This window comes from Lentzea sp. NBC_00516 (genome assembly GCF_036346835.1).
GTDB classification, from domain to species: domain Bacteria; phylum Actinomycetota; class Actinomycetes; order Mycobacteriales; family Pseudonocardiaceae; genus Lentzea; species Lentzea sokolovensis.
In genome coordinates this window covers 3,067,550-3,093,612 of the sequence record NZ_CP107840.1, presented here as the reverse complement: position 1 = coordinate 3,093,612, position 26,063 = coordinate 3,067,550, and the positions used below count along the sequence as shown (strand labels likewise).

The window sequence follows — 26,063 nt, the reverse complement described above, 5'->3', positions numbered from 1 at the left end:
GGTGGGCGTCGAGATGTAGAAGTGCCCAAGATGACGGAAATGCCGACGCTGTGCGGCCGCGCGAGTTGTGCGCTCGGCCGCGGGCGAACGAATGCCTCGCCCAGGCGGATCGCGGCGATGGACGACGTCTGAGCGAGCAGCTCGTTCACGAGAAACGGCGGCAGATGGACAATGCGGGCATTGGCAGCGAACCTGTTCTTCCAGCTCGTCGTTCCTCGTTGCGTGGCCGGCGGTCAGCCGCGCACGTGTAGCCCGAAACCCTTGCGGCCCGCGGGCTCCAGTCCCTCCTTCAGGTGCAGCGAGGGGATCTCGTAGTCACCGAAGTTCTGCCGCCGGAATGCGATCGGCTCGGTCGACTCCAGGGTGAGCAGGCGCTGCTCCCAGGCTTTGGCGACGTCCGCGAAGTCCTCGCTGGTCATCCGGTCGACGCCGTACAGCACGAACGGCGGCAGTGCCTCGATGCCGGGGTAGTAGAGGATGCCGTGCTGGATCGGGAACAGCAGATCGTCGATGGGGCCGTTGATCCCGCGAGCGGCGTAATGCGACTCCGGACCACCGGCGGTCACCGACAGCAGAGCCTTCCTGCCCGCGAGGGTGCCCTCGCCGAAGCGCTCGCCGTACTTGGTGTCGCTGTGCTCGCCGACGCCGTACGCGAAGTGGTAGGTGAACACCCGGTCGACCCAGCCTTTCAGGATCGCGGGCATCGTGTACCACCACAGCGGGAACTGGAAGATGATCGTGTCGGCCCACAGCAGCTTCTGCTGCTCGGCGAGGACGTCCGGGGTGAGTGATCCTGCGTCGAACGCCCGGCCGGAGTCCAGAGCAACCTTCAGCGGGCTTGAGGCATCGGGGCCGTAGTCCGCGGCGTCCACGACCGCCTTCCAGTTCATCGCGTGCAGATCGCTCACCCGTACCTCGTGCCCGGCGGTCTCCAATGTGGACACCGCGAGATCCTTGAGCGAGCCGTTGAGCGACTTCGGCTCCGGGTGGGCGTAGACGATCAGCGTCTTCATGGGAACTCCTTCGGATCGGGTGCCTTCGATCCTGGGCGCCGCGGCGCCTGGCGTTCAGGGGCGCTTCTTCCATCGGACGGGACTTCCTGGTACCGGCAGGACCACCTTCACGGGCACCACCGAGGCCATACTGGGGATATGGACGATCTTGCGGGCTTCCTGCGGACCCGGCGTTCGCGGGTCGACCCGGCGGCCGTCGGCATTCCCACCGACAGGCACCGCCGCGTCGAAGGGCTGCGCCGCGAAGAGGTCGCACATCTGTCCGGAGTCAGCGTCGACTACTACGTGCGCTTGGAGCAGGGCCGCGCGACCCAGCCCTCCGAACAGGTCCTCGACGCGCTCGCCCGTGTCCTCGGCCTCGACGAGACCGAACGCGGGCACCTCCATCGGCTCGCCCGGCAGCGGCGCCGCCGAGCGAAGGCGCCGGGCGGGCGGGTCCGGCCGGAGCTGCTGCGCGTCCTCGACCTGGTCACCGACGCACCCGCGCTGATCATGGATCACCGCTTGGACGTGCTCGCCGGGAACCGCCTCGCCGGACTCCTCTACGGCCGGCCGATACCTGGCCTGAACACCGCCAGGCACATCTTCCTCGAGGAGGCCGAGCGCGGCCTTTACTCGGACTGGGAGAACTGCACCCTCGACGTGGTCGGACACCTGCGCCTGGCCGCCGGCAAGTATCCAGAGGACCCCCGCCTGGCCTCGCTCATCGGCGAGCTGGCGATGGGCAGCGAGCGCTTCCGGCGCCTCTGGGCCCGCGCGGACGTGCGCGCCAGAGCACATGGACGCAAGGCGTATCGGCACCCGTTGGTCGGACTGCTGGAACTGCACCAGGAGAACTTCGCGCTACCGGACGAGTCAGGTGTGGAGCTGCTGGTGCTGTCCGCGGCCCCCGGCAGCCCCGCCGAGGACGGGCTGCACCTGCTCGCGAGCCTGGGCACGCACAGCGGTGACGCTCACTCCACAATGGACGATGGGAAGATTTCACACGGCCTCGGACCTGTCGATCGCTCTGCGACACCTGTGGACCCGACTGAAGATCGGTCATGAACTCGCCGAGCCCGTCAGTCAACTCAGCGCCCTCACCGCCCAGGCTTCCCGAGTACTCGTGGGCAAGCCGCGCGGTTCGGGTTGGTGGGGCGCAGCCGGGGCGCCTTCGCCGGCCGGGAGAATGGGACGGTGCTGCTATCCCAACTCGACCGCTTCAACCGGAAACATCCGTGGAGTCACAACGACTACTACGGTCCCTGGGCCGCCCGACAGGTGGCTGCTGCCAGGGCCGGCCACGTTCTTGATGTCGGGTGCGGGACGGGCAACCTCATCGCCCGACTCCGCAGCCGCGCTACCACCGTTACTGGGCTCGAACCCGACGCCGCGACCGCGAACGTGGCGGCTGAACGCTTCGCGGACGACCCCGCCGTCTCCATCATTCGTGCCGACTTCGCCGGGCGCGACCCGAAGCGGTGCTGGGACGCCATCACCCTTGTCGCCGTCCTGCACCACCTCCCGCTGGTATCCAGCTTGCGGGAACTGCGAGATTGTCTCGCCCCAGGCGGCCGGCTGGTCATCGTCGGCTGTTACCGCGACGACAGGACCGTCAAACTGCTCGCCGACCTGCCTGCCATCCTCGCCAACCCGGTCATGGGAATGATCAAGCACCCGACCCGCGCTGAGAAGCTGCCGCCGCACATGACGGCGCCCACCGCCGCTGCGAAGGAGACTCTGGACGACATCCGGGCCGCGGCCGCGCAGGAGTTGCCGGGCGCCCGGATCCAGCGCCGCCTGTTTTGGCGCTACACCCTGGTTTATGACGTTCCATCCGGACCTGACGCCGATTCCACACGCTAGGTTCGGCGACGCCGTCGAGGCTGGTGTGGATGTCGTCGTGCTGAAGCGCGGCCACGCGACTGACAGGAAGCCCGAACAGCAGAACCAGTGACCCCGCGGCACGGACCTCGGTGGGCAGGGTCTCTTCGTGGAGGCAGCGGCGCAGCTGCGTCCAACGCTCGTCCTCGGTGATCGGTTGCAGACTCACGCCATGGGGCTTCTTCGGGATGTCGACTTGTCCCGCGAGATCGTGTTTTCCCGCCCAGTAAAGGAATTCACGCGCAGCATAGGCCAGAAAGTTGAGAGTGGCGCGGATACGGGTGCGTGGCCAGTTGCCCGCGCCGGCGGTGAACGGGCGGGTTCGGGCGCGTTGGCGGGCGCGGCGAAGCAGCGTCCAGTGCACGTAGGTGCGCACCAGGTGCCTCCGCTCGGGCGGGTGGTCGTGCAGAAGGTTGTCCAGCCAGGGCACGAGGCGCTCAAGGTAGTCGGCGCGGTCGACCAGGACGCCGGTGTGGATCAGGGGCTGCTGCCGTAATCGGTGCAGGGCCAGGGTTTGCGGGCAGGTGTCGAGGAGTTCATGGCTGATCGGCTCATCTGCGGTGGCGATCAGCCGCAGGAGCGTGGTGGCGGGTTGACCGGGGTAGAGCCACTGCAGAACCCTTCAGGCGAGTCGGCTTCGTGCAGGGCCTGGGCGAACGAGGTCAACGGCGCGGGAATGTCGCCGTGGCCGTCCGCGAGCAGGTCATGTGTCCGGTCGTGGACTTGGCAGCGTTGGCAGAGCCCGGCGCCGTTCTCGTCGCGGCCGACCAAGACCCGAACCGTGCCGCAGTGCGCGCAGGTGCCGGGGTGGTGGTGGCGGTTCGGCCGAGCACGCCGCAGTAACGTGATCGCCACTTTCTGCGACCCATGAACGTGACCACGGCAAGTGACAGGCGGGGTGCGCTGAGGCCTGTGGAGCGTGCCCTGATTGAGCACGTCGAACGCGGAGAGATCCTCGACCTGGCTCGCGACCAGCCTGTTGATGAGACCACCATGCGCGCATGGGGTGAGTCCCGCACTATCCGGTCGTGGGTGGTGCGCGACATCGTGCGAGGACGTTTGGCTGCTGATCCCGACCCGCACGGACTGCGCCTCCGCGGGGTACGTATCGCTGGCCGCGTGGACCTGGAGAACATCACAAGCACAGTCGCGATCGAGCTGGACAACTGCCTGCTCGAGGAAGGGCTCAACGCCCGCGACGCCCGCATCCCCGTACTGGTCTTGTCCGCGTGCCGACTCGAGCACCCCAGTGAGCCTCCTCTGGACGCCCATCGACTCATCGCCACCGTGCTTTTCACCAACACGTCGACCATCACTGGGCACAGCAATCAAGGCGCCATAACTCTGGTTGGTGCGCGCATCGGCCAGCTGGCATGCGATGGCGCGACATTGCGCAACGACTCCGGTCCCGCCCTCCACGCCGACGGCCTGCAGGTCGACCAGAGCATGTTTCTGTGTGGCGGGTTCACCGCCATCGGTACCGGGGACATCGGGGCGGTCCGCCTGCTTGGCGCGCACATCGGTGAACTGGATTGCGATGGCGCGACGCTGCGCAACGACTCCGGCCCCGCCCTCCACGCCTACGGCCTGCAGGTCGACCGGGGGATGTTTCTGCGCGGCGGGTTCACCGCCACCGGTACCGGGGACATCGGGGCGGTCCGCCTGCTCGGCGCGCGCATCGGCCAGCTGGAATGCGATGGCGCGACATTGCGCAACGACTCCGGCCCCGCCCTCATCGCCGACGGCCTGCAGGTCGACCGGGGGATGTTTCTGCGCGGCGGGTTCACCGCCACCGGCACGGGGGACACTGGGGCGGTCCGCCTGCTCGGCGCGCGCATCGGCCAGCTGGAATGCGATGGCGCGACACTGCGCAACGACTCCGGCCCCGCCCTCACCGCCGACCGCCTGCAGGTCGACCAGAGCATGTTCCTGCGCGGCGGGTTCAACGCCACCGGCGCGGGCGAGGCCGGGGCGATCCAACTGCTTGGCGCGCACATCGGTGAACTGGACTGCATTGGCGCGACATTGCGCAACGACTCCGGGCCCGCCCTCCACGCCGACGGCCTGCTGGTCGACCAGAGCATGTTTCTGTGCGGCGGGTTCACCGCCACCGGCACCGGGGACATCGGGGCGGTCCGCCTGATCGGCGCCCACATCGGCAGCGTCCTGGATTGCGATGGCGCGACATTGTGCAACGACTCCGGGCCCGCCCTCGACGCCGACCGCCTGCAGGTCGACCAGAGCATGTTTCTGCGCGGGGGTTTCACCGCCACCGGTACCGGGGACATCGGGGCGGTCCGCCTGATCGGCGCGCACATCGGCCAGCTGAATTGCGTTGGTGCGACACTGCGCAACGACTCCGGCCCCGCCCTCCACGCAGACGGCCTGCAGGTCGACCAGAGGATGTTTCTGCGCGGGGGTTTCACCGCTACCGGTACCGGGGACATCGGGGCGGTCTGTCTGCTCGGCGCGCACATCGGTGAACTGGACTGCACTGGCGCGACATTGTGCAACGACTCCGGTCCCGCCCTCCACGCCGATGGCCTGCAGATCGACCGGGGGATGTTTCTGCGCGGGGGGTTCACCGCCACCGGTACCGGGAGTTTCGGGGCGGTCTGTCTGCTTGGCGCGCACATCGGCAGCGTCCTGGATTGCGATGGCGCGACATTGCGCAACGACTCCGGCCCCGCCCTCCACGCCTACGGCCTGCAGGTCGACCAAAGCGTCTATCTCAGTGACGGGTTCGCGGCAATCGGCGGTGGCGACAGCGTCGCTGTCAACCTCACTGGTCTTCGGGTTGGAAGCACTCTGGTGTTTGATCCAGAACGCCTGGAGCACACCACCGACTCGCGGGCACGGCTCGCCGTGGATGGACTCGTCTACAGCGGGTTACCCGAGGGCATCTCTGCTGATTCCTGGCTGGAACTGCTGCGTGAGGGCACCCCGTCCTATGCGGCTCAGCCCTATCAGCAGTTAGCCGCCGCGCACCGGGCCGCCGGACACGACAGCCACGCGCGACGCGTCCTGATGGCACAACGCCAGGATCAGATCGGCCGCCGAGCGCTCACCGGTCGCGCAGAGCGCACCTGGGTCCGTTTCACCGGTCTCACACTGGGCTATGGCTACCAACCCTGGCGGGCTCTCATCGGCCTGCTCGTCGTCGTGGTCGCCGCTGTGGTTCTCGCAGTCGTCCTTGGCGGCCACGGCGGCCTCACGCAGCTGCGAACGCCGCCCCCATCCACGGCACTCGAGTGCACCGTAGTGGAACGCATCGGAGTCGGCCTCGACCTGGGTATTCCTCTGATCACCACGGGCGCCCGCGCACGCTGCGAGGCCACCAACACCACAACTGGTCAGATCCTCACCTCCACCAGCTGGGCACTGCGACTCCTGGCCTGGGCCTTCGCCACCCTCTTCATCGCCGGCTTCACCAGCGCTGTCCGCAAGACCTGACAAACCAACGCCCGTCACCGCCGCAGCGATCGCGGGCGCACTCACGAACACGCGTCAAACGAATACGTAGCCGGGCTCCGAGTGAGTGAGATCAACGTGTCATGGTCCCGGAGCGAGTGGCCGACGCGTGCGCGGTGGCCGATGACCTGTCGCCGCGCTGGACGATGACGACCGCCGCGAGACCGGCGGCAAGACCGAGAGCCGTCTGAACGCCGAAGGGCTCGCCGAACATCAGGGCGCCCCACAAAGCCGTGACAGGCGCCATGAGGAACATCAGCGTGTTCACCTCGGTGACTCCGGAGCGCCGCAAGATGATCCAGTACAGCCCGTACCCGCCGAAGGTGGAGAAGACCACGAGCCAGGTGATCGTGCCCCAGAAGGCGAGTTCGGCCGGCGGCGTCGCGGCACCGGTGCCCACGGCGAGTGCGGTGAAGACGACGGCGCTGGTGAGGCAGTGCGTGGTCATCGCCACCGCGGGCGCCACCTGCGTGCGGGACCGGCTTTCGAGGAACGTGGCCGCGACCAGCGACAGCATGCCGACGAACGGGATGAGGTAGGCCCACCAGGCCACTCCGGTGCTCGCCGCGGCGTCGGCTGCCGTGACTATGCCGACGCCACCCACGCCCAGGCACAGGCCGAGCCACTGTCGGCGCGAGACGTACTGGTGCAGGAGCGGTCCGGCCAGCGCGCCGGCGACGAGGGGCTGAACCCCGTCGATCAGGGCCGTGGTGCCGCTGGAGACCCCCAACTGGATCGCGTGGTAGACGGTCAGCAGATATCCGCTCTGCGACAGGACTCCGATCAGCGCCTGCCTGCCCACGTCTCGCGCCGCCACATCCCGCCACGACCTCCTGGCTGCGGCAACGACGATCAGGACGACGGCGAGCGGCAGGAACCGCCACATCAGGATCGTGACGGCGGACGCGCTTCCCGCACCGAGCTTGGCTCCGATGAATCCGGAACTCCAGCAGAGCACGAAGGCGGCCGAGAGCAGGAAGTTCACCCGTTACACCTCCTATACAGATCGGTATACCTCCCGACTATACAGATCGGTATACTTCATGGCGTGGAGATGCTGCGACGGATCACGATGACACCGGCCTCAAGGCGTGCGCTGGAGGCCGCGGGACGGCTCTTCTACCAGCGCGGGATCCACGCCGTCGGAGTCGACCTGATCGCCGCCGAGGCCGGGGTGACGAAGAAGACCCTCTACGACCGGTTCGGTTCCAAGGAACAGATCGTCGTGGAGTACCTGGCGGACCGCGACGAGCGCTGGCGCGCCTTCCTGGCCGAGCGCATGCGGGCCGCGGGGCCGGAGCCGACGGCACGAGTCCTGGCCGTCTTCGACGCCTCACGCGCCTGGGCGCGGGAACACAGCCCCAAGGGGTGCGGCATGGTCAACGCCCACGCGGAGATCAGCGACGCCTCCCACCCCGCGTACCCGATCATCGTCGGTCAGAAGGAGTGGATGCTCGCCCTGTTCACCGATCTGGCCGGGGACATCGCCCCGGCCCAGGCGGACGGGCTGGGCCGGACGCTCATGCTGCTGCACGAGGGAGCGCTCGTCACCAACGGCCTGAACACCTTCCCCGACCCCATCGGTCTCGCACGCGACCAGGCAGAGGTTCTCCTTGCCGCAGCCACCGACGCGGACTGAAAGGCAGCGTGAGCCCAGACCTGCGAACCCGCACTGACCTGCAGGAGTTGCATTCCCGCAGGTCAGTGCGGCGTTTATGCCACAGGAATCCACTCCGTCTTCACCGTCACCGCGTCCAGCACGTCGGGCAACGGCGTCACACCCAGCCCCGGCCCGGTCGGAACGGGCAGGTGGCCGTCCTGCAGCACGAACGGCTCGGTGACGTCCAGCTGGTAGTAGCGGCCGGACGCCGAAGTGTCGCCCGGCAGCGTGCAGCCGGGCAGGGCCGCCAGCGCCACGTTCGCGGCCCTGCCGATGCCGGTCTCGAGCATCCCGCCGACCCACACCGCGACGTTGTTCGCCGCGCAGACGTCGTGGATGCGCCGCGCCTCCAGGTATCCGCCGACCCTGCCGGGCTTGATGTTGACGATCTGGCAGGCGCCGAGCCTGATCGCGTCGGCCGCCGACGACGCCGAGGTGATCGACTCGTCCAGGCAGATCGGTGTCCTGACCACCTTCGCGAGCTCGGCGTGGGCGAGCAGCTCCTCCTCGGCCAGCGGCTGTTCGATCAGCAGCAGGTCGAACGGGTCGAGCTTCGCGAGGTGCCGGGCGTCGCCCAGCGTGTACGCGGTGTTCGCGTCGACCTGCAGCAACATGTCGTCACCGAACCGTTCGCGCACGGCCCGCACGGGTTCGACGTCCCAGCCGGGCTCGATCTTCAGCTTGATCCGCTCGTAGCCCTCGTCGAGGTAGCCGCCGACCGCGTCGAGCAGCTCGGGGATCGAGTTCATGATCCCGACCGACACCCCGCACGGCACACGGTCGCGGACAGCGCCGAGCTCACGGCCGAACGACACCCCACGAGCGCGCAGCTCGGCGTCCAGAACGGCCATCTCCAACGCCGCCTTGGCCATCCGATGACCGTGGAACCTCGCCAGCCGGGGTGCGACGGAGATGCCGTCGATCGGCCCGGTCAGCGCCGGGATGAAGAACCGCCGCAGCACGTCCGCGCAGCCCTCCACGTACTCCGGTGAGTACACCGGATCGACCAGCGCACCGCACTCGCCCCAGCCCTCGCCCTCGTCCGTGACCGCGCGCAGCAGCAGCAACTGCCGCACGGTCTGCGTGCCGAACGAGGTGCGGAACGGCGACTTCAGCGGCATCTCGACCCAGCGGATCTCCACCCCGGTCAGCTTCACGACTCAGTGCTCCTCTCGACGACGTACCAGCCGGACCTGTCGAACCCGGTTATGTGCGCACCGCTCGCGAGCAGCCCGCCGAGCACCTCCCGCACGGCGTGGCGCCACTCGTCGGCCACGGCGGGGTTCGTGGCCCGCAGCGACTCGACGTCCGGCGGCACCGCGACCAGGACCGTGCCGCCGGAACACACTCCCGGCACCGGCCGGCCGTCCTCGGAGATCCCGAGCCCGACCACCCCCGTCGCGCTGACGGTCCGCGGCCTGCCCTCGCACGCGGCCACGGCCGCGGGGGAGGAGATGCGCCAGCTGACCAGCAGCCGGTCGGTCTCGCCGCCGCCGTTGATGTCGTCGTGCATGTGGCCGTAGAAGTCGGGCAGGTACTCGGTCGCGTCGGCGGCGAGCTTGCCCAGGTTGAAGTAGGCGTTGCGGCGCACCAGCGGGTCGAACGTCCAGCTGACCTCGGTGAGTCCTCGTTCGAGCGCCCACGTCCGTTGGTCGAGCTTGAGCGCGTAGCCGACGTTGCGCCCGCGCATGCCCGCCGCCACCCCGGCGATGTGGCTGTGCAGCGCACCGGCGGCGGGCGGCGAGCAGAACCCGATGCAGGCACCCACGAGGGCGTCGCCGTCGAACGCGCCCGCGACGTAGCTGCCCGCCTTCGTCATCGCCCGCAGCAGCTCTGCGGTGACCGGGGGAGTGCCGCCGTCGCCGGTCGGCCGCCAGATCGACTCGTACAACCGTTGTGTGGCCAGGAGTTCCGCGTGGTCCGTGAGCTGACGGACCACCACGTTCTGCTTCACCATCGTCATGTCAGCTCCTTGACCAGCGCCGCGAGCAGCTGGGTGCGCGGAACGAGCTCCGACACCAGCACGTGCTCGCTCTCGGCGTGCGCGCCACCGCCGACGGCTCCGAGCCCGTCGAGCGTCGGAATGCCCACGCCCGCGGTGAAGTTGCCGTCCGACGCGCCACCGACCGCGGCCTGCGTGATCCCGGGGAGGAGCCCGGAGGCCAGTTCGAACAGCGCGGAGGACGCGGACAACTCCAGCGGCGGGCGGTTCGGGCCGCCGGCCACCTCGACCTTCGCGCCGTCGAGCACCGGCCGCAGCGCCTTCATGTCCTCGTCCACCCGGCGCTGTTCCTCCAGGTTCCGCACGCGCACGTCCACCATGAACTTCCCTTGCGCGGGAACGGTGTTCGTCGTCGTGCCGGAGGAGAGCACGGTCGGCACGACGGTGGTCCCGGCGGCGGGGTCGGCCAGGTGCGAGACCGCCAGAATCTGGTGCGCGGCCTCGATCGTGGCGTTCACCCCGCGTTCGGGTTCGAGCCCGGCGTGCGAGGCGCGTCCGTGCAAGGTCACCTCGTACATCGACGTGCCCTTGCGCTCGGTCTTCAGCGCGCCGCCGTCAGCGGAGCCCTCGCAGACCAGGACGGTCGCGTGTCCGACGGCCTCGGTCTCGATCAGCCCGCGTGACGTCGGCGAGCCGATCTCCTCGTCGCCGGTGATGAGAACCGTGACGCCGTCGGGAGAACCGAGCGCCGCGACGGCGTGGAAGATCATCGCGACGCCGGTCTTCATGTCGAAGCAGCCGGGCCCGCGCAGCACACCGTCCTGCACGCTGAACGGAATCCGCTCCAGCGTCCCGATCGGCCACACCGTGTCGTGGTGGCCGAGCAGCAACACCTTGCGCGGTCCCGATCCCAGCCGCCACCGCAGGTGCGTGCGGCCCTCGAGCACGATCCGTTCGGGCTGCGAGCCGAGCAGCGCGGCACCCACCGCGGCGGTGACCTCGGCACTGCGGGCGACCGCCGCCAGGTCGGTGGACGGCGACTCGCAGGACACGAGCCGTTCGATGTCGTCGATCAGGTTCATCGGGAGACCTTCGGCGTGGCGCGGACACCCATGTGCACGTACTGCTCCCCGGTCGGCAGCGCGTAGAAGACCAGCGAGGACCAGCTCTTGGAATCCGGCCACAGGTAGAGGAAACGCCCGTCGCCGGCCGGGACGAGATCGACCGCGGGCGGCTTGGGGAACATGGCGGCCATCGGACCGGTGGGCGTCACGTCCAGCTGCAGCCCGTGCTCGCCCTCGACGATGTCGAGCCTCATCGAGGCCCGCTCGTACGTGCCGAGGTACAGCGCGTTGTCCACAGTGGCCGGTTCGGCCGCGGGCTGCCGCGGCATCGGCATGTCGATGCCCGCCAGTTCGGCGAAGATCTCCTTGTACAGCTCCAGATACACCTCACGGGCCGTGTCGCCGTTGGTCAGCAACGTGACCGCGAGGTCGTGCTCCGGCAGGATGCGCAGGAACGCGGACTGTCCGATGGTGTTGCCGTCGTGGCCGATCAGCCGTTGCCCGTCCCAGCCGAACCGGATCCAGCCGACGCCCCACGAGTCGCCCAGCGCCTCGGGATCGGGCACGTCGGTCTGCTTCTCGGTCATCACGGCCGCGGACGCCTCGGACAGCACCCGCGTGCCGTCCTCGGCCAGGCCGCCGTTGAGGTGCATCCGCGCGAACTTCAGCACGTCCTCCGCGCACGCGAAGATCGTTCCGGCCGGGCCGAGCGAGCGCGGCAGCATCCACACCGGCACCGTCTCGAGCTTCTCGTCCTTGGTGACGTGGCCGACCGCGGCGCGGTGCAGCAGCGCCTCCTCCGGCAACGTGCCCGCGCGCGTGAGTCCGAGTGGCTCGTAGAGCCGCTCGCGCATCGCCACGTCCCACGTCTTGCCGGTGAGCTTCTCGATCACCCGGCCGGCCAGGACGAAACCGGCGTTGCTGTAGGAGAAGGTCGCGCCGAGCGGGTGGTTCTGGGCGGCGTCGGCGAGCAGTTCGGTGTAGAGCTCCAGGCAGTTGTCGCCGCGGCCGGTGTCGGTGAAGTTGTCGCCGTCGATGCCACTGGTGTGCGTGAGGAGGTGCCGCATGGTCACCTTCTTCTCGACCACCGGGTCGGACAGCTTCAGCTCGGGCAGCACGTCGACGATCGGGGCGTCGAGGTCGAGCAGTCCCTCGTCGACGAGCTGCATGACGACCGTCGTCGTCCAGACCTTGCCCATCGAGCCGATCTGGAAGATCGTGTCGTCGGTGACCTCGACGCCGGTCGTCAGGTTCAGCACGCCGTGGTGCGCCTGGACGGTCTCGCCCTTGTACAGGATGCCGAGCGCCGCTCCTGGCAGGTCGTGCTTCTTGGAGAGTGCGGAAAGCCTGCGCTGCCAGTGCTTCGCGTCGAGCGGCTTGCGGTTCTCCGCGTGCTCGCGCACCCAGTCGATCACGCGGCGGTTGAAGTCCGCGCGGTGCGACGGCTTGCCGTTCAGGATGAACAGGTGCGACTCGTCGGGGTACAGCACCAGCTCGGTCGGCACGCCGTTCTGGCGCAGCGCGGTGAACCACTGCTCGGCCTGGCCCACCGGGCACCTGTCGTCGGCGGCGCCGTGGTAGATCAGGGTGGGCGTGCGGACGTCGCCGACGTGGGTCAGCGGGGAGAGCTCCGCGAGGTGCCCGCCCTGACCGCCCAGTTCGAGCTCGGTCACGTAGTGGCCCGCGTCGGACGTGCCGCCCATGCTGGTCAGGTCGCTGACCACACCGCCGGCCACGGCCGCGGCGAACCTGGTGTCACGGCTGGTCAGGAAGCAGGTCATGTAGCCGCCGTAGCTGTAGCCGGTGACGGCGAGCTTCGCCGGATCGGCGAGTCCTTCGGTCACCAGCTGGTCGAGCGGCTCCAGGAAGTCCTTGGCGTCGGACTTGCCCCACGCGCCGAGTGCGGCTCGGTAGAAGGCTTCGCCGTAGCCGTCGCTGCCGCGCGGGTTGAGCAGCAGCACCGCCCAGCCCTGCTGTGCCAGCACCTGGTGGTAGAGGTGGACCGGGTCGGCCGCACCGTTCCACGCGTTGTGCGGGCCGCCGTGGATGTCGAGCAGCAGCGGCGCCGGGCCCGTGGTCTCCGGGTCGCGGACCAGCCAGCCGTGCACGACGGTGCCGTCCGAGATCGTGAACTCGCGTTCCTCGCGGACGAACGGCGTGATCTCGTTGTGTCCGGTGTGGACGGTGGTCTCACCGGTGGTCAGGTCGATGGTGGCGATCTCGCCGTAAGAGGTCGGCGTGCCCAGGACGATGGCGGCGACGTCACCGGCGACGGAAAGCCCTGCCACGACCTGGGAATCCCCGCCCAGGACCAGGCGCGGCGCGTCACCGCCTTCCAGATCGACGGCGTAGAGCTGGGTGCAGCCGCGGTCACGGGCGCAGAACAGCACCGTGTTCCCGTGCTGCACCGGCAGGCCGCCGGGATAGCCCGACATGCCGGGCATGAGGTTGCGGTCCAGGGACGCGGACAGGTTGTGCACCTCGCCGTCCAGCGGCAGGTGCAGGAGGTCGAGGTGGCCGGTGTCCGTGGTGGTGCGTCCGATGACGAGCAGCCCGGCCTCGGTCCACGTGACCGTTCCGGCCTGCCCGTCGGCCAGTCCGACGACCCGCGGTTCGGTCTGGCCGTCGACCTCGACCACGTGCACCGCCGACCGGAACGTCAGGTCGGAGTCCTCGTCGAGCGAGGCCGTGAAGGCGAGCTTCGTGCCGTCCGGGGACCACGAGGGCACGCCGGCGTGCCAGTCGCCGCTGGTCAGCTGGCGGACCTCGCGGGTCTCCAGGTCGAGCACGTGCAGGTGGGCGCGGATGCTGCGCAGGTAGCCGGACCCGTCGGCCTTGTGGAACAGGCGGCTCGTGACGATCGGCGCGGAGGCGTCCGCGATGTCGACGGGCGCGGAGAACGCCAGCTTCGTGCCGTCCTCGCTCCACACCGGTGCGCCGGCGCCGAGGGGGAGGGTCGTCAGCTGTTCGGGTTCGCCGTCCAGCAGCCAGATCTGCGGCGGGCCGTCCTGGGCGCGCAGGAACGCGATCCTGCCGTCCGGTGACCACACCGGTGACGTGTCGGACTTCCCCCTGGTGAGCTGCTTCGACTTGCCGTCCGACACCCGCCAGAGCGCGCGTTCGTCGCGGTCGTTCTCGCGGTCGGTGGTGCGCAGGACGTAGACGATCTCGGTTCCGTCGGGCGAGATCGCGGGCTGCTCCGGCAGTGCGTGGCCGTACAGGTCCTCGACGGTGGTCATGATGCGGATCCCCTCAGTTCGGAACGGAACAGGTCGAGCACGTTCTGACCCAGGACGCGGACGATGTCGTCCTCGGGCCATCCCCTCTTCTGCAGTGCCTCGGTCACCAGCGGCAGTCCTGCCGGTCCCTCCAGGCCCGGCAGGAAGCGGTCGGTCGGGACGCCCTCGATGAACTGGGCCTCGCAGCACGGCGGCGTGACGTCCTGCAGGACCTCCTTGACGAAGTCCGGGCCGAGGCCGACGTGCCGGACGCCCATGACGCCCGCGATGTGCTCGATGTGGTCGACCAGGCGGTCGATCGTGAAGTCGGACTCGTGCAGGAACGGCGCGAAGAAGTTGACGCACACCACGCCGCCGTTGGCCGCGATGCCGCGCAGTTGCTCATCGGTGAGGTTGCGGTGGTGGTCGCGCAACGCCCGTGCCGACGAGTGCGTCGCCATCACCGGCCGGGTCGAGAGCTCCAGCACGTGGTCGACGCCCGCCGCGCTCAGGTGGCTGACGTCGAAGATCATGCCGAGACGTTCCATCTCGGCGTGCGCGGCGACGCCCGCCCTGGTCAGCCTGCTGCCGGTGGCGTCCTCGCCGCTGCCGTCGGCCAGCGCGGTGCGGCCGAAGTGCGCGAGGGACGCGATCCGCACGCCCAGCCGGTACAGCGTCTCCAGCAGTTCGACGTCCTCGCCGACGCCCGGCGCGCTCTCCAGCGCGAGCACGAGCGCGATGCGGTTGTCGGCGAGGGCGTCGTCGATCTCGGTGCCGGTGACGCAGAGCCTGGTCTCCTGGCTCGCCTCGGCGACGCGGTGGGCGACCTCGATCATCCGCAACGTCTGCCGCAGCGCGCCTTCCGGCCGGAACACGTCGTCGATGAACACCGGCAGGACCTGCAGGTTCACCCCGCCCGCCTGCAGTTGCGGCAGCCACCGTTCGCGGAAGTGCGGCACCCACCGCTCGACCGGGCGGTGGACGAGCGCGTCCAGGAGGTCGTTGTGGGTGTCCGCGACGACGCTGCGCCCGTGCAGATCGTCGATCATGAAGCCTCCAGCCTCGTGTCACGCCTGGGCGCGGCCACGAGCAGCTCGCGCGTGTACTCGTGCTGGGGGTCGGCGAGCACCTGCGCGGCCGGCCCCTCCTCCACGATCTTGCCCGCTTGCATCACCGCGACGCGGTCGCTCACGTACCGCACGACGGCGAGGTTGTGCGAGATGAACAACATGGTCAGGCCGAACTGCCGTTGCAGGTCGCGGACCAGGTTCAGGACGGCGCCCTGCACGGACACGTCCAGCGCGGACGTGATCTCGTCGGCGATGATCACCTTCGGCTTCCCGGCCAGAGCCCTGGCGAGCGCGACTCGCTGCCGCTGCCCGCCGGAGAGCCTCGCCGGCAGCGCGGAGGCCCGGCCGGGGTCGAGGTTCACCAGTTCGAGCAGCCTCGCGACCTCTGCCTTGCGGTCGGTGCCGCGTGGCATGGCCTCGGCGATCGTGTTGCCGATGCTCATCCTCGGGTCGAGCGACGAGTACGGGTCCTGGAAGACCATCTGGACCTTGCCGTCCGCGTGCACCTGTCCCTCGGTGGGCTTGATCAGGCGTACCGCGGTGGCGGCGAGGGTGGACTTGCCGGAGCCCGACTCGCCGACCAGGCCCACGACCTGGCCCGACGGCACGGTGAGGCTGACGTCGTCGACCGCCGTGTGGTGGCCGAAGCGGACGGTGACGTTGCTGAAGACGAGGTCGGTCATCGCGCACCTGCCAGTTCGGTCTCGGACTTCCAGCACGCGACCCGGTGCCCGTCGCCGAAGGCCTCGAGCTCGGGTTCCTCGGTCCGGCACTGGTCGTCGGCGAGCGGGCAGCGCGGTGCGAACGGGCACCCCTGGCCGATCTCGCCGGGCTCCGGTGGCCGGCCGGGGATGACGGCGAGCGGCGCGTCCCGGTCCGTGTCGAGGTCGGGCACCGCCTTGAGCAGCGCCGTCGTGTACGGGTGCCGCGCCGCCGTGAACAGCTCGGCCGTCGGCAGCTCCTCGACGATCCGGCCCGCGTACATCACGAGCACGCGATCGCAGGTCTGCGCCACCACCGTGATGTCGTGGCTGATCAGCAACACCGCGGCACCGCGCTCCTGCCTGATCCTGGCGAGCAGCTTGAGGACCTCGCGCTGCACCGTGACGTCGAGCGCGGTGGTGGGTTCGTCGGCGATCACCAGCTGGGGTTCGCCCATCAGACCCATCGCGATCATCGCCCGCTGCCGCATCCCTCCGGAGAACTCGTGCGGGTACTGCTTCGCCCGGCGTTCCGGCTCCGGGATCCGCACCGCTTCCAGCCGACCGATCGCCTTGCGCAGCGCGGCTTTGCGGCTGAGTCCCTGGTGCACCTCGGACACCTCGGCGACCTGTCCGCCGATGCGCCTGGTCGGGTTGAACGACGTCATCGGGTCCTGGAACACCATCGCCAGCCGCGTGCCCAGCTCACGGTCCGGGGTCTGGTCGAGGGGCTTTCCGTTGAACCGCAACGTGTCGGCGGTGACCGTGCCGGGATGTTCGACGAGCCGCGACACGGCCAGCGCCGTGAGGCTCTTGCCGGAACCGGACTCGCCGACCACGCCGATCATCTCTCCGTTGTGGACGGTGAACGACACGCCCCGCACCGGCGTGATCCCGCCGGGGAAGGTGACGTGCAGGTTCCGGACGGTCAGCAGCCCGCTCTCGTCGGTGCCGCCGGTGGACTCCGGCGCGCGGACCGCGGTGCCGCGCGGCTGCCGCTCCCGGTGGCCCGCCGCGGCGGCCTCGCCGAACAGGTTGAACGCCAGACCCGCGAGCACCACGGCGATCGCGGGCCCCAACGCGGGCGCGGGGGAGATGTAGATGCGGCTGAGGCCTTCGCCGAGCAACCGGCCCCAGTCGTAGGAGGGCGCCTGCACGCCGATGCCGAGGAACGACAGCCCGGCGAACGCGGTCAGCGCCGACCCCGCCACGAGGGTGGCGTTGATGACGAGCGGCTCGGCGATGTTGGGAAGGACGTGCCGGGTCAGCAGCCGGAACCGGCCCACCCCGCACACCCGTGCCGCCTTGATGAAGTCGCGCCCGCTCACCGACGCCGTCAGCGTCTGGGTGAGCCGCGCGAACGACGGCGTGATCGCGAACGCGATCGCGAGCACCGCGCCGATCGTCCCGGTGCCGAAGATGACGGCGAAGAACAGTGCCAGCAACAACCCCGGGAACGCCACGGCGATGTTGACCGCCGACGTGACGATCCTGCCGGCCCACCGCGGCAGCACCGAGGGCGCCGATCCGAGGATCAGGCCGGTGACCACGCCGATCAGCGTCGCGAGCAGCGCCAGCCCGATGGTCAGCCTGGTGGCCACCAGCACCCGGTAGAAGATGTCGCGGCCGAGCTGGTCGGTGCCGAGGAGGTGCTCGGCGGACGGGCCCTGCTGGATGGAGTCGGTGTCGATGGCACCCGCGCGGTCGCCCCACAGCAGCGGGGCGAAGATCGCCAGGGCGAGGAGGACCGTGAGGAGGACGGCGGAGGCCGCACCCACGGGGGACCGGAGGACAGCCAGGCGGCGCATCACGCCTCCCTGATCGTCGAACGCGGATCGAGCAGTGCCAGCGCCACGTCGACGACCAGGTTCACCAGCAGCACCCCTGCCCCGTACACCAGCACGATTCCCTGCACGGCCGGGTAGTCCTTCTGCTGGATCGAGCCGACGATGGTCGAGCCCAGTCCCGGCCACGCGAACACGTTCTCCACCAGCACGGTTCCCGCCACCAGGGCGGCGAGCATCATGCCGCCCAGGGTCAGGGTCGCGGTGACGGCGTTGGGCAGCGCGTGCCGCACGTACACCAGGCGTGACGGCAGGCGTTTGGCGCGGGCTGTTCGCACGAAGTCGTTGCCCAGCACGGAGAGCAGCTCCACCCGCACGATCCTGGCGAGCACCGCGGCCGGGCCGATGGCCAGGGCGAGCACCGGCAGCACCCACGAACCCGCGGCGTCGTTGCCCGCCACGGGGAAGAGGCCCAGCTGCACGGCGAAGAGGCTCACGAGGCCCACCGCGAGCAGGAACTCCGGGATCGCCGCGAGCACCACGCTGGTCGAGGTGAACGCCAGCTCGCCGCCACGCCGGCGGTCGCCCCTGGTCAGGATCGCCATGACGACGCCGACCGGCACCGCCACGACGACCACGACCAGGAACGCGAGCACGGCCAGTTGCACGGTCGCGGGCAGGCGGTCGCCGATCAGCGACGCGACCGGCGTGCCGCTGATCAGCGAGGTGCCGAACTCGCCCCGGAACAGCCCTTCCAGGTAGTGCCAGTACTGCACGGGCAACGGGTCGTCGAGACCCAGCGCGGCACGGCGGGAGGCCACGAGGTCCGGTGGCGCGGACAGGCCCAGGGACTCGCGGACCGGGTCGCCGGGGATCAGGTGGATCATCAGGAACGCCGCCGTCACCAGCACCCACAGCGAGGTCAGGAAGCGCAGGGCCCGCCGCCGCGCGAACGGTGCCCAGCCGGCAGCGGTCATGAGGCAAGCATCCGGATCGAGGTCGGGTCGATGCTGTCGCTGATCGTGAACTTCGCGCCCTTGACGAAGGTGGGCACGACGGCGTCGAAGTACGGCACCAGGCCGGCGTCGCGGACCAGGGCGGCCTCGGCCTTGTCCCAGTGCTCGCAGCCGGCCGTGCCGGCGAGGGACGCGGCCTTCTGCGACTCCTCGGCGAACTCGGCGTTGGCGACGTGGGCGAAGTTCACGCCCTCCGGCGGCACCGGGCCGGACGCGAACGACACCAGCTGGCTCGGCAGCGACAACGTCAGCGGCACCATCGCCGCGTCCCACGCGCCGGTGCCGAACAGCGCCTGGTTGATGCCGGCGGCGTCGACGGGCTGAATCTCCACCTTCACCCCGACTCCCTGCCACGCCTGCTGGATCAGCTCGGCGGTCGCGGTCAGCGTCGGACCGAGGACGGTCGGCTGGAGCAGCTTGACCGACAACGGCTTGCCGTCCTTCGCCCGCGTGCCGTCCGGCCCGGCCCGCCATCCCGCCGTGTCGAGCGCGCTGGAGGCGGCCGCCTTGTCGAACGCGGGCAGGTTGGGCGTCACGTTGTCACCGGTGCAGGGACGGGGCTCGACGGTCACGAAGCCCTTCGACGGCCTGCCCTTGCCGGTGGTCAGCACCTTGCCGACCTGCGCGAGGTCGAGCGCCTGCAGAAGCGCCCTGCGCACGGAGGGATCCCGACCGAGATGCCCGTCCGCCTGGTTGAACGACAGCGTGCCCAGCGGGGTGGCGGTGTCGACGTGGTCGAGTTTCTGGGCGAGCAGGCGTTCCTGATCAGGGCCCGCCACGGTCGCGGTGGTGAGCTGGCCGGACAGCAGCAGGTTCACGGCGGTCGTCTCGTTCGCGATCACCCGGATGACGACCTTGTCCGGCAGGCCCTGCTGGTCCTTCTGCCAGTCGCCGGGTCCCCACGCGAAGTCCTTGCGCCGCACCAGGGTGTAGTGGTCGTTCGGCACGATCTCGGAGACCGTGAACATGCCGGTGCCCTGTTCGCCCTTGGCGAGCAACGTGCGGTCGCTCATGCCCTTGGCGCACACGATCGGCAGCGTGCCGACGTTGGTCAGCAGGAACGCGTCCGGTGCGCCGCTGGTGACGGTGACGGTGCGGGTCGCCTCGTCCGCCGTGGCCGTGGTGCCGGGAACGACCTGGAGCCCGGCGAGCGCGGACTTGTTCTTCGGGTCGCCGACGAACGTGATGTTCGCGGCGACGTCGGCGGCGGTCAGCGGCGCTCCGTCGGCGCACGTGATGCCTTGGCGCAGTGTGAAGGTCGCGGTCGTGGTGGTGGCGTCCCACTTCTCGGCGAGGCCGGCGACGATCTCACCGTTCGAGGTGCGTTCGATCAGCCTGCCGTAGAGGAACCGGCCGACCTGCCGCGCCACCGACAGGACCGTCAGGGCGGGATCGAGCGAACCCGGATCCGCGGCGACCGACATGGTGAAGGTCTTGCCCTCGGCCAGGTTCTGGCTTCCGGACGTGGCCGTCGTCCCGCACGCGGCGAGGACGAGGACTCCGAGCAGGGCTACCGCGCGCTTCATGACGTCCTCCGGAGCTGGTCGACGGCGAGGCGTCCGGCGCGGCCGATCACCGCGTCGGCGGCGGGGTCGCGCAGGTCGAGGGACTGGGAACGGGTGAACACCGCGACGGCGTAGCTGTGGCCGTCCGGGTAGGTGACGACGCCGGCCTCGTTGCGGACGCTGGGCAGCGTGCCGGTCTTGGCGGCGACCTGGACGTCGGCGGGGAAGCCCGACGAGAGCCGGTGCGGCCAGATCTGCTGCGCCATGATCGTCCGGACCCGTTGGCACGCCTCGGGTTCCGCGACGCGGTCGGTCCAGATGGCGTCGAGCAACGTCGTGATCTCCCTCGGTGTCGAGGAAGTGGTGCGGTCGGGATCCACGATGGACAGCTTCGAGACGAGCTCCCAGGACGGGCCCGCGAGCACCTCCTCGACGTCGTTCGTGCCCAGGTCCGCGGCCACCGAGGCGAAGAGGTCCTCGCAGCAGCCCAGAATCCGGGTGCGCTCCAGCCCCGCCTTGTCCAGCACGGCGTCGACCGCGGCCTGGCCGACGCGGTGGAAGACGACGTCCGTCGCGGCGTTGTCGCTCATCGTCATCATGAACAACGCCAGGTCGCGCCAGCTCATCTCGACGTCGTCGGCACACCCCGCGGTGCCGATCCCGCCGATGCGGTAGCGGGACGTGACGCGCGTCCGTTCGGTCTCGTCGAGCCGTCCCGCCGCCACCTCGGCGGCGTAGGCGACGGCGACCGGGATCTTGAACACCGACGCCAGCACGACCTGGTCGTCCGCGCGGTGACAGAACTCCCGGCCGTCCACCCCGATCTCGCGGGCGTGGACGAACCCCTCCACGCCGGCCTCCGCGAACACCTCAGCGATCACGGCGCGACCCGTCGGTCCGCGCGGCCGGTGTGCAGGAACAGCGCCCGCCCGTTGCCATCGTCACCGACGAACGCGTGCGGCATGTGGATGCCGTGCACCGGTTCCGCCGCAACGAGTGTGTCGTCGCGCCATGGCACCAGCTCGGTCTTGCCGGCGGACTCCGGGCTGAGCTCGGCCATGATCCCCTTCGGGATGACCTCCATCCAGATCCGTCCGTCCGCGTCCTGGGTGATCACGCGCTCGCTGACCGCCGACACGTACACGCCGGTGAACCGGTCGCCGTCGACGCGCGCGGGCTCCGCGGCGGGCTCGGGCATGGCCGGAAGTTCGACGCCGGTGAGCTCGCGCAGCACGTGCCGGAAGATCGCCTGGTAGAGGTCGATGGTCTTGCCGCCGTTGGTCAGCAACGCGACGCCGACGCCGTGCTCGGGAACCAGGCGCAGGAAGGCGTTCTGCCCGATCGTGCCGCCGTCGTGGCCGATGACCGTCGCTTGTGGATAGTGGAACAACTCCCAGCCCAGACCCCACGCGTCGCCCATCAGCGCGAGGTCGGGCACCTGCACCTGAACCTTCTGCATGGCCTCGACCCCGGCGGGCGACAACACGGAGGCACCGGCGTTCATGTGCATCCGCGCGAACTTCAGCAGGTCACTGGCGCTCATGGCGAGCATGGAACCGGCCGGGGCGTTCGACCGCACCAGCGCCCAGACCGGCGCCACCTGCGGCCCGGACTCCTCGTCGGGCGTGAGGTGCCCGACGGCGGCGCGGTGCATGATCGCCTCGTAGGCGTCCGCGGCGGCGTGGGTCAGGCCGAGCGGGGCGAACAGGTGCTCGCGCAGGCAGTCGTCGTACGGCTTGCCGCGCATGACCTCCACGATCCGGCCGAGCACGCAGTAGGCGGCGTTGTTGTAGCTGAACATCTCGCCGGGCGCGAAGAGCTGGGGCGTGTCGTGCAACGTGGCGACGTACTTCTCCACGCAGTCGTCACCGCGGCCGGTGTCGGTGAAGAGGTCGCCCTCGAAGCCCGAGGTGTGGTTCAGCAGCTGCCGCACCGTGATCCGCGCGGCGGCGTCCTCGTCGGCGACGCGGAACTCGGGCAGGTAGTCCCGCACCGGCGCGTCGAGGTCCAGCAGGTCCTCGTCGACGAGCTGCATCGCGAGCGTCGCCGTCCAGACCTTGGTGATCGACCCGATCTGGAACAGCGAGTCGGTCGTCGTCTCGACGCCGGTGTTCTTGTTGAGCACGCCCGCCGCGGCCTCGGCCACGTCGTCGCCGACGGTGACGGCCACCGCGGCCCCCGGCACGTCGTGCTCGGCGGCCAGTCGCGGCAGGTTCTCCTGCAGCCACTCGTTGATCTCGTTGAGCTTGGACATCCGCGCCCCATCCCACGTCGACGTGACTCCGGTCACCGGCAACGCTAGGTTTCGCGCCCTTGCGGTCACCTCGTCGCGGCCGACGAATCTGACCTCCCCGGTTCGTTCGCGCGGACGAACCCGCCTGGAGGTAGAGCCTGCTCCACCTGAGCCCGGGCAGCCTGCGTGATCGTTCCGCACGGCCCGCGAAATTACGTTCATGGCCAGAAGAACGTTGCGAGCCAAGGAGAAACGTGATGAGTGCAGACGCGCTGTCGCTGCAGGCGGTGCGGAAGGTGTACGGCTCCGGGGGCGGCGCCGTCACCGCGCTGGACGAGGTGACCGTCGGTATCCGGCGGGGCACGTTCACCGCCGTGATGGGACCGTCCGGCTCGGGCAAGAGCACCTTCCTGCACTGCGCGTCGGGCATGGACCGGCCGACGTCCGGCCGCGTGCTGCTCGGCGACACCGACCTCGGCGGCCTGAAGGAGGCGGCGCTGACGAAGGTGCGGCGCGACCGGATCGGGTTCGTCTTCCAGGCCTACAACCTGCTGCCGTCGCTGACCGTCGAGCAGAACATCACCCTGCCGCTGCGCCTGGCAGGGCGTGCGGCGGACCGGGCGTGGCTGAACGAGGTCGTCGGCAGGGTCGGTCTGGACGGGCGGCTGGACCGGCTTCCGTCCGAGCTGTCCGGCGGTCAGCAGCAACGCGTCGCGATCGCCCGCGCACTGGTGGCCAGGCCCGAGGTCGTGCTGGCCGACGAACCGACCGGGGCGCTGGACTCCCGGACCGCGCACCAGGTCCTGAGCCTGCTTCGGTCCATTGTGGACGAGATGGGACAGACGGTGCTGATGGTCACGCACGACCCGGTGGCCGCTTCGGCCGCGCACAGCGTGCTCTTCCTGGCGGACGGAAGGCTGGCCGGCGAACTCGTCGGGCCGACGCCCGAGAAGGTCGCCGAGCGCATGACGCACCTCGGGGAGTGGTGAGCGTGCTGAGTCTCGCTTGGCAGACCGTCAAGGCCCGCACCAGCGGGTTCATCGGGGCGTTCGTCGCGATCCTGTGCGGCACCGCGCTCGTCGCGGCCTGCGGGATCCTGATGGAGTCCGGTTTCCGCGGCGGCGTGCCGACCCAGCGCTACGCGGCCGCCGACGTGGTCGTGACCGGCGACCGGATCGTGCGGCCGGACGGCGGTGACGTGCTGGCGTTCGAGCACGCCGCCGAGCAGCCGTCCATCCCGGCCGCGCTGGCCGCCAAGATCGCGGCGGTACCGGGTGCGAGGGCCGTCCCCGAGCAGACTTTCCCCGCTGTCGTGGTGGGCCAGGACGGGCAGCCCCTCGCGAGCAAGCCGTCCTTCGGCCACAACTGGGACTCCGCCGTGCTGGCGCCCTTCACGCTGAAGGAGGGCACCGCGCCGCAGGCGAACGAGGTGGTCCTGGACTCGGGCCTGGCGGCCGAGGCGGGAGCCGGTGTGGGCGCGCAGGTGCGGATCATGACCCGCTCGGTCCCCGAGACCTACCGGGTGGCGGGCATCGCCGACGCCGCCGGCCGGGCACGCCAGGCGTCGTTGTTCTTCAGCGAGACCAAAGCGGCCGAGCTCGCCGGACGTCCTGACCGCGTGAGTGCCATCGGCGTGCTGGGAGCCGACGCGGGGCGAATCGAGAGCGTGCTCGCGAACGACCACGTCACGGTGTCCTCGGGCGCCGACCGCAGCGCGGCCGAGTTCGAGGACGTCAGCCAGACCAAGTCGCTCCTCGCGATCCTCGCCGGGTCGTTCGGCGGGTACGCGGTCCTGGTCGCGATCTTCGTGGTGGCCAGCACCCTCGCGCTGACCGTCGAGCAACGCCGCCGCGAGTTCGCCCTGCTGCGGGCCGTGGGCGCGACGCCGCGGCAGATCCGCAGGCTGATCGGCGTCGAGACCACGGTCGTCTCGGTGATCGCCGGCGTGCTGGGCAGCCTGCTCGGCATCCTGGTCGGCCATGGCCTGCGCGACGCGTTCGCGCGGATCGGGGTCGTGCCGGACGACTTCGCGCTGTCGATCAGCCCGATTCCGCTGGTCGCGGCCCTGGTGATCGGTGTGGCGGCGGCTCGGGTCGCGGCCTGGAGCGCGTCGCGCAGGCCGTCGTCGATCAACCCCGTCGAGGCGCTGGGCGAGGCCGCGGTGCAGAAGCGGGACGTCGGCGGGGTCCGGCTGGCCATCGGCTGGGTGCTGATCGCGATCGGGCTGGGCGCGACGACCGTGCCGTTGTTCCTCGGCGGCCAGCTCGGCGCGGCGATGTCGGTGATGGCGGCCCTCGTGCTGATCATCGGTCTCTCGCTCACCGGTCCTCGCGTGATCGGGGCGGCGGTCCGGGTCATCGCGCCCGTGCTGGCCAGGTCGGCCGGGGTGAGCGGGTACCTGGCGTCGGCGAACGTGCTGAGGAACTCGCGGCGGCTCGCGGCCGCGGTGACGCCGTTGATGCTGGCCATCGGGTTCGCGGTGGTCAACTTCTACAGCCAGACGACCCTCACCGCCGCCGTGCAGCAGCAGACCGAACAGTCGATCACCGCCGACCACGTGATCACCAGCATCACCGGCGTGCCCGCGGAGGTCGCCGAGGCGGCCAAGCAGGTCCCCGGCGTCACGGCCACGTCGCTGGTGCGCACTCAGGTGATCACCGCCAGCAAGACGGGGGACAGCGTCGAGGTGCAGAGCCGTCCTGCCAACGGCCTCGACTCCACCGCGAGCGGCATGGTCGACCTCGACGTCGTCTCCGGCAGCCTCGACGACCTCCGGACGGGCACCGTGGCGCTGAGCGCCTCGCACGCCTCCTGGGAGGACAAGAAGGTCGGGGACGAGGTGGAGTTCTGGTACGCGGACGGTCAGCGGGCGAAGCTGAAGGTGGTCGCGACGTACCGGCACGACCTCGCGTTCGGCGACTACGTGCTGTCCGCCGCGGACGCCCGCGCCCACACCAACGCCGGCATGGACAGCGCCGTGCTCGTGAAGGCCGCGGACACCACCGCTCTCGACGCCCTGGCCGGCCGCTATCCGGGCCTGCAGGTGACCGAACGGGTGGCGGCGCAGGACCGCAGCCAGGAACGGACCCAGTTCCTGCTCAACCTCGTCGCGGTCGGCGTCATCCTCGGCTACGTCGCGATCTCCGTGTCGAACACGCTGGTGATGTCCACAGCCGCACGACGTCGCGAGTTCGCCCTGCTGCGCCTGGTCGGCACCGGACGCCGCCAGATCGTGCGGATGATGCGGACCGAGGCGCTGCTCACGGTCGGACTGGCCGCGGTGCTGGGGTCGCTGGTAGCGGCGGTGCCGTTGGGCGTGCTGTCGATCGGCCTGATCGGCAACCCGCTGCCCGCCGGTCCGATCGGGGTCTACCTGGGCGCGCTGGCCGGGGCCGCGCTGCTCGGCCTCGTGTCGATCGCGGTGTCCACGCGGTTGTCGTTGCGGGCGAAACCCATCGACGCCATCGGCAGTCGCGAGTGAGGAACGAGAAGGGCCACCCGGACGAACCGGGTGGCCCTTCTC

The 26,063-nt window shown here is 70.1% G+C and carries 19 protein-coding genes and 1 pseudogene; 7 read left to right on the top strand and 13 right to left on the bottom strand.

What is annotated here, in order from left to right; translation table 11 throughout:
* Positions 1–233 precede the first annotated feature (233 nt).
* Positions 234–1,013 carry an NAD(P)H-dependent oxidoreductase gene (locus OG205_RS13880; protein ID WP_330276642.1) on the bottom strand — a complete coding sequence of 260 codons (780 nt, stop codon included), beginning with the start codon at positions 1,011–1,013 and terminating at the stop codon, positions 234–236.
* Between the two features lie 138 nt (positions 1,014–1,151).
* Between OG205_RS13880 and OG205_RS13875 the strand changes: the two genes are divergently transcribed.
* From OG205_RS13875 to OG205_RS13860, 4 genes are all read left to right on the top strand, one after another.
* Positions 1,152–2,060 carry a helix-turn-helix transcriptional regulator gene (locus OG205_RS13875; protein WP_330276641.1) on the top strand — a complete coding sequence of 303 codons (909 nt, stop codon included), beginning with the start codon at positions 1,152–1,154 and terminating at the stop codon, positions 2,058–2,060.
* A gap of 84 nt (positions 2,061–2,144) precedes the next feature.
* A complete protein-coding gene (locus tag OG205_RS13870) occupies positions 2,145–2,858 on the top strand; it encodes a class I SAM-dependent methyltransferase (protein ID WP_330276640.1) in 714 nt (237 codons plus the stop codon).
* Between the two features lie 376 nt (positions 2,859–3,234).
* On the top strand, positions 3,235–3,372 hold the full coding sequence (locus OG205_RS13865) for a hypothetical protein (protein ID WP_330276639.1): 138 nt from the start codon (positions 3,235–3,237) through the stop codon (positions 3,370–3,372).
* A gap of 416 nt (positions 3,373–3,788) precedes the next feature.
* Entirely contained in the window at positions 3,789–6,329 is a 2,541-nt protein-coding gene (locus tag OG205_RS13860) for a hypothetical protein (protein ID WP_330276638.1), read from the top strand.
* Positions 6,330–6,420: 91 nt separating this feature from the next.
* Here the strand turns inward: OG205_RS13860 and OG205_RS13855 are convergent, their stop codons facing one another.
* The gene (locus OG205_RS13855; protein ID WP_330276637.1) at positions 6,421–7,332 is read right to left on the bottom strand and encodes a DMT family transporter; all 912 of its coding nucleotides are present in this window, start codon (positions 7,330–7,332) and stop codon (positions 6,421–6,423) included.
* 69 nt (positions 7,333–7,401) lie between these two features.
* Between OG205_RS13855 and OG205_RS13850 the strand changes: the two genes are divergently transcribed.
* On the top strand, positions 7,402–7,986 hold the full coding sequence (locus tag OG205_RS13850; protein ID WP_330278162.1) for a TetR/AcrR family transcriptional regulator: 585 nt from the start codon (positions 7,402–7,404) through the stop codon (positions 7,984–7,986).
* Between the two features lie 74 nt (positions 7,987–8,060).
* On the opposite strand, the gene menC is transcribed toward OG205_RS13850, so the two are convergent.
* From menC to OG205_RS13795, 11 genes and pseudogenes are all read right to left on the bottom strand, one after another.
* Positions 8,061–9,164 (bottom strand): o-succinylbenzoate synthase, encoded by a 1,104-nt coding sequence (menC, locus tag OG205_RS13845; protein ID WP_330276636.1) that lies wholly within the window; start codon positions 9,162–9,164, stop codon positions 8,061–8,063.
* Positions 9,161–9,970, bottom strand: coding sequence for a GNAT family N-acetyltransferase (locus OG205_RS13840; protein WP_330276635.1), 810 nt, complete (start codon positions 9,968–9,970; stop codon positions 9,161–9,163). The genes menC and OG205_RS13840 overlap by 4 nt, the downstream gene beginning before the upstream one ends.
* Positions 9,967–11,031, bottom strand: coding sequence for a M20 family metallopeptidase (locus tag OG205_RS13835; protein ID WP_330276634.1), 1,065 nt, complete (start codon positions 11,029–11,031; stop codon positions 9,967–9,969). The genes OG205_RS13840 and OG205_RS13835 overlap by 4 nt, the downstream gene beginning before the upstream one ends.
* Positions 11,028–14,252, bottom strand: coding sequence for a serine hydrolase (locus tag OG205_RS13830; RefSeq protein ID WP_330276633.1), 3,225 nt, complete (start codon positions 14,250–14,252; stop codon positions 11,028–11,030). The genes OG205_RS13835 and OG205_RS13830 overlap by 4 nt, the downstream gene beginning before the upstream one ends.
* Positions 14,249–15,280 (bottom strand): dipeptidase, encoded by a 1,032-nt coding sequence (locus OG205_RS13825; RefSeq protein ID WP_330276632.1) that lies wholly within the window; start codon positions 15,278–15,280, stop codon positions 14,249–14,251. The genes OG205_RS13830 and OG205_RS13825 overlap by 4 nt, the downstream gene beginning before the upstream one ends.
* A 26-nt stretch (positions 15,281–15,306) precedes the next feature.
* A pseudogene (locus tag OG205_RS13820) lies at positions 15,307–15,984 on the bottom strand (ABC transporter ATP-binding protein); the annotation flags it as partial.
* On the bottom strand, positions 15,981–17,810 hold the full coding sequence (locus OG205_RS13815; RefSeq protein ID WP_330276631.1) for a dipeptide/oligopeptide/nickel ABC transporter permease/ATP-binding protein: 1,830 nt from the start codon (positions 17,808–17,810) through the stop codon (positions 15,981–15,983). The gene OG205_RS13815 and the pseudogene OG205_RS13820, both read right to left, overlap by 4 nt.
* The gene (locus OG205_RS13810; protein WP_330276630.1) at positions 17,810–18,763 is read right to left on the bottom strand and encodes an ABC transporter permease; all 954 of its coding nucleotides are present in this window, start codon (positions 18,761–18,763) and stop codon (positions 17,810–17,812) included. Before OG205_RS13810 ends, OG205_RS13815 begins: the two co-directional genes overlap by 1 nt.
* Complete coding sequence (locus OG205_RS13805; protein ID WP_330276629.1) at positions 18,760–20,328, bottom strand: ABC transporter substrate-binding protein; 1,569 nt, start codon at positions 20,326–20,328, stop codon at positions 18,760–18,762. Before OG205_RS13805 ends, OG205_RS13810 begins: the two co-directional genes overlap by 4 nt.
* Positions 20,325–21,188, bottom strand: coding sequence for a serine hydrolase (locus OG205_RS13800; protein ID WP_330276628.1), 864 nt, complete (start codon positions 21,186–21,188; stop codon positions 20,325–20,327). Before OG205_RS13800 ends, OG205_RS13805 begins: the two co-directional genes overlap by 4 nt.
* Positions 21,185–22,561, bottom strand: a complete 1,377-nt coding sequence (locus OG205_RS13795; RefSeq protein ID WP_330276627.1) for a serine hydrolase domain-containing protein — start codon at positions 22,559–22,561, stop codon at positions 21,185–21,187. The genes OG205_RS13800 and OG205_RS13795 overlap by 4 nt, the downstream gene beginning before the upstream one ends.
* 236 nt (positions 22,562–22,797) lie before the next feature.
* Here OG205_RS13795 and OG205_RS13790 point away from each other — a divergent pair, with 236 nt between their 5' ends.
* Both OG205_RS13790 and OG205_RS13785 read left to right on the top strand, forming a co-directional pair.
* Complete coding sequence (locus OG205_RS13790; RefSeq protein WP_330276626.1) at positions 22,798–23,529, top strand: ABC transporter ATP-binding protein; 732 nt, start codon at positions 22,798–22,800, stop codon at positions 23,527–23,529.
* A gap of 2 nt (positions 23,530–23,531) precedes the next feature.
* Complete coding sequence (locus OG205_RS13785) at positions 23,532–26,021, top strand: ABC transporter permease (RefSeq protein ID WP_330276625.1); 2,490 nt, start codon at positions 23,532–23,534, stop codon at positions 26,019–26,021.
* Positions 26,022–26,063 lie beyond the last annotated feature (42 nt).

Bases quoted from the DNA above. Each gene is read 5' to 3' on its own strand.
- OG205_RS13810 (WP_330276630.1), bottom strand. From the start codon at position 18,763: ATGACCGCTGCCGGCTGGGCACCGTTCGCGCGGCGGCGGGCCCTGCGC.
- OG205_RS13790 (WP_330276626.1), top strand. From the start codon at position 22,798: ATGAGTGCAGACGCGCTGTCGCTGCAGGCGGTGCGGAAGGTGTACGGC.
- OG205_RS13840 (WP_330276635.1), bottom strand. From the start codon at position 9,970: ATGACGATGGTGAAGCAGAACGTGGTGGTCCGTCAGCTCACGGACCAC.
- OG205_RS13880 (WP_330276642.1), bottom strand. From the start codon at position 1,013: ATGAAGACGCTGATCGTCTACGCCCACCCGGAGCCGAAGTCGCTCAAC.
- OG205_RS13835 (WP_330276634.1), bottom strand. From the start codon at position 11,031: ATGAACCTGATCGACGACATCGAACGGCTCGTGTCCTGCGAGTCGCCG.
- OG205_RS13795 (WP_330276627.1), bottom strand. From the start codon at position 22,561: ATGTCCAAGCTCAACGAGATCAACGAGTGGCTGCAGGAGAACCTGCCG.
- OG205_RS13805 (WP_330276629.1), bottom strand. From the start codon at position 20,328: ATGAAGCGCGCGGTAGCCCTGCTCGGAGTCCTCGTCCTCGCCGCGTGC.
- OG205_RS13850 (WP_330278162.1), top strand. From the start codon at position 7,402: ATGCTGCGACGGATCACGATGACACCGGCCTCAAGGCGTGCGCTGGAG.
- OG205_RS13875 (WP_330276641.1), top strand. From the start codon at position 1,152: ATGGACGATCTTGCGGGCTTCCTGCGGACCCGGCGTTCGCGGGTCGAC.
- OG205_RS13830 (WP_330276633.1), bottom strand. From the start codon at position 14,252: ATGACCACCGTCGAGGACCTGTACGGCCACGCACTGCCGGAGCAGCCC.
- OG205_RS13825 (WP_330276632.1), bottom strand. From the start codon at position 15,280: ATGATCGACGATCTGCACGGGCGCAGCGTCGTCGCGGACACCCACAAC.
- OG205_RS13815 (WP_330276631.1), bottom strand. From the start codon at position 17,810: ATGCGCCGCCTGGCTGTCCTCCGGTCCCCCGTGGGTGCGGCCTCCGCC.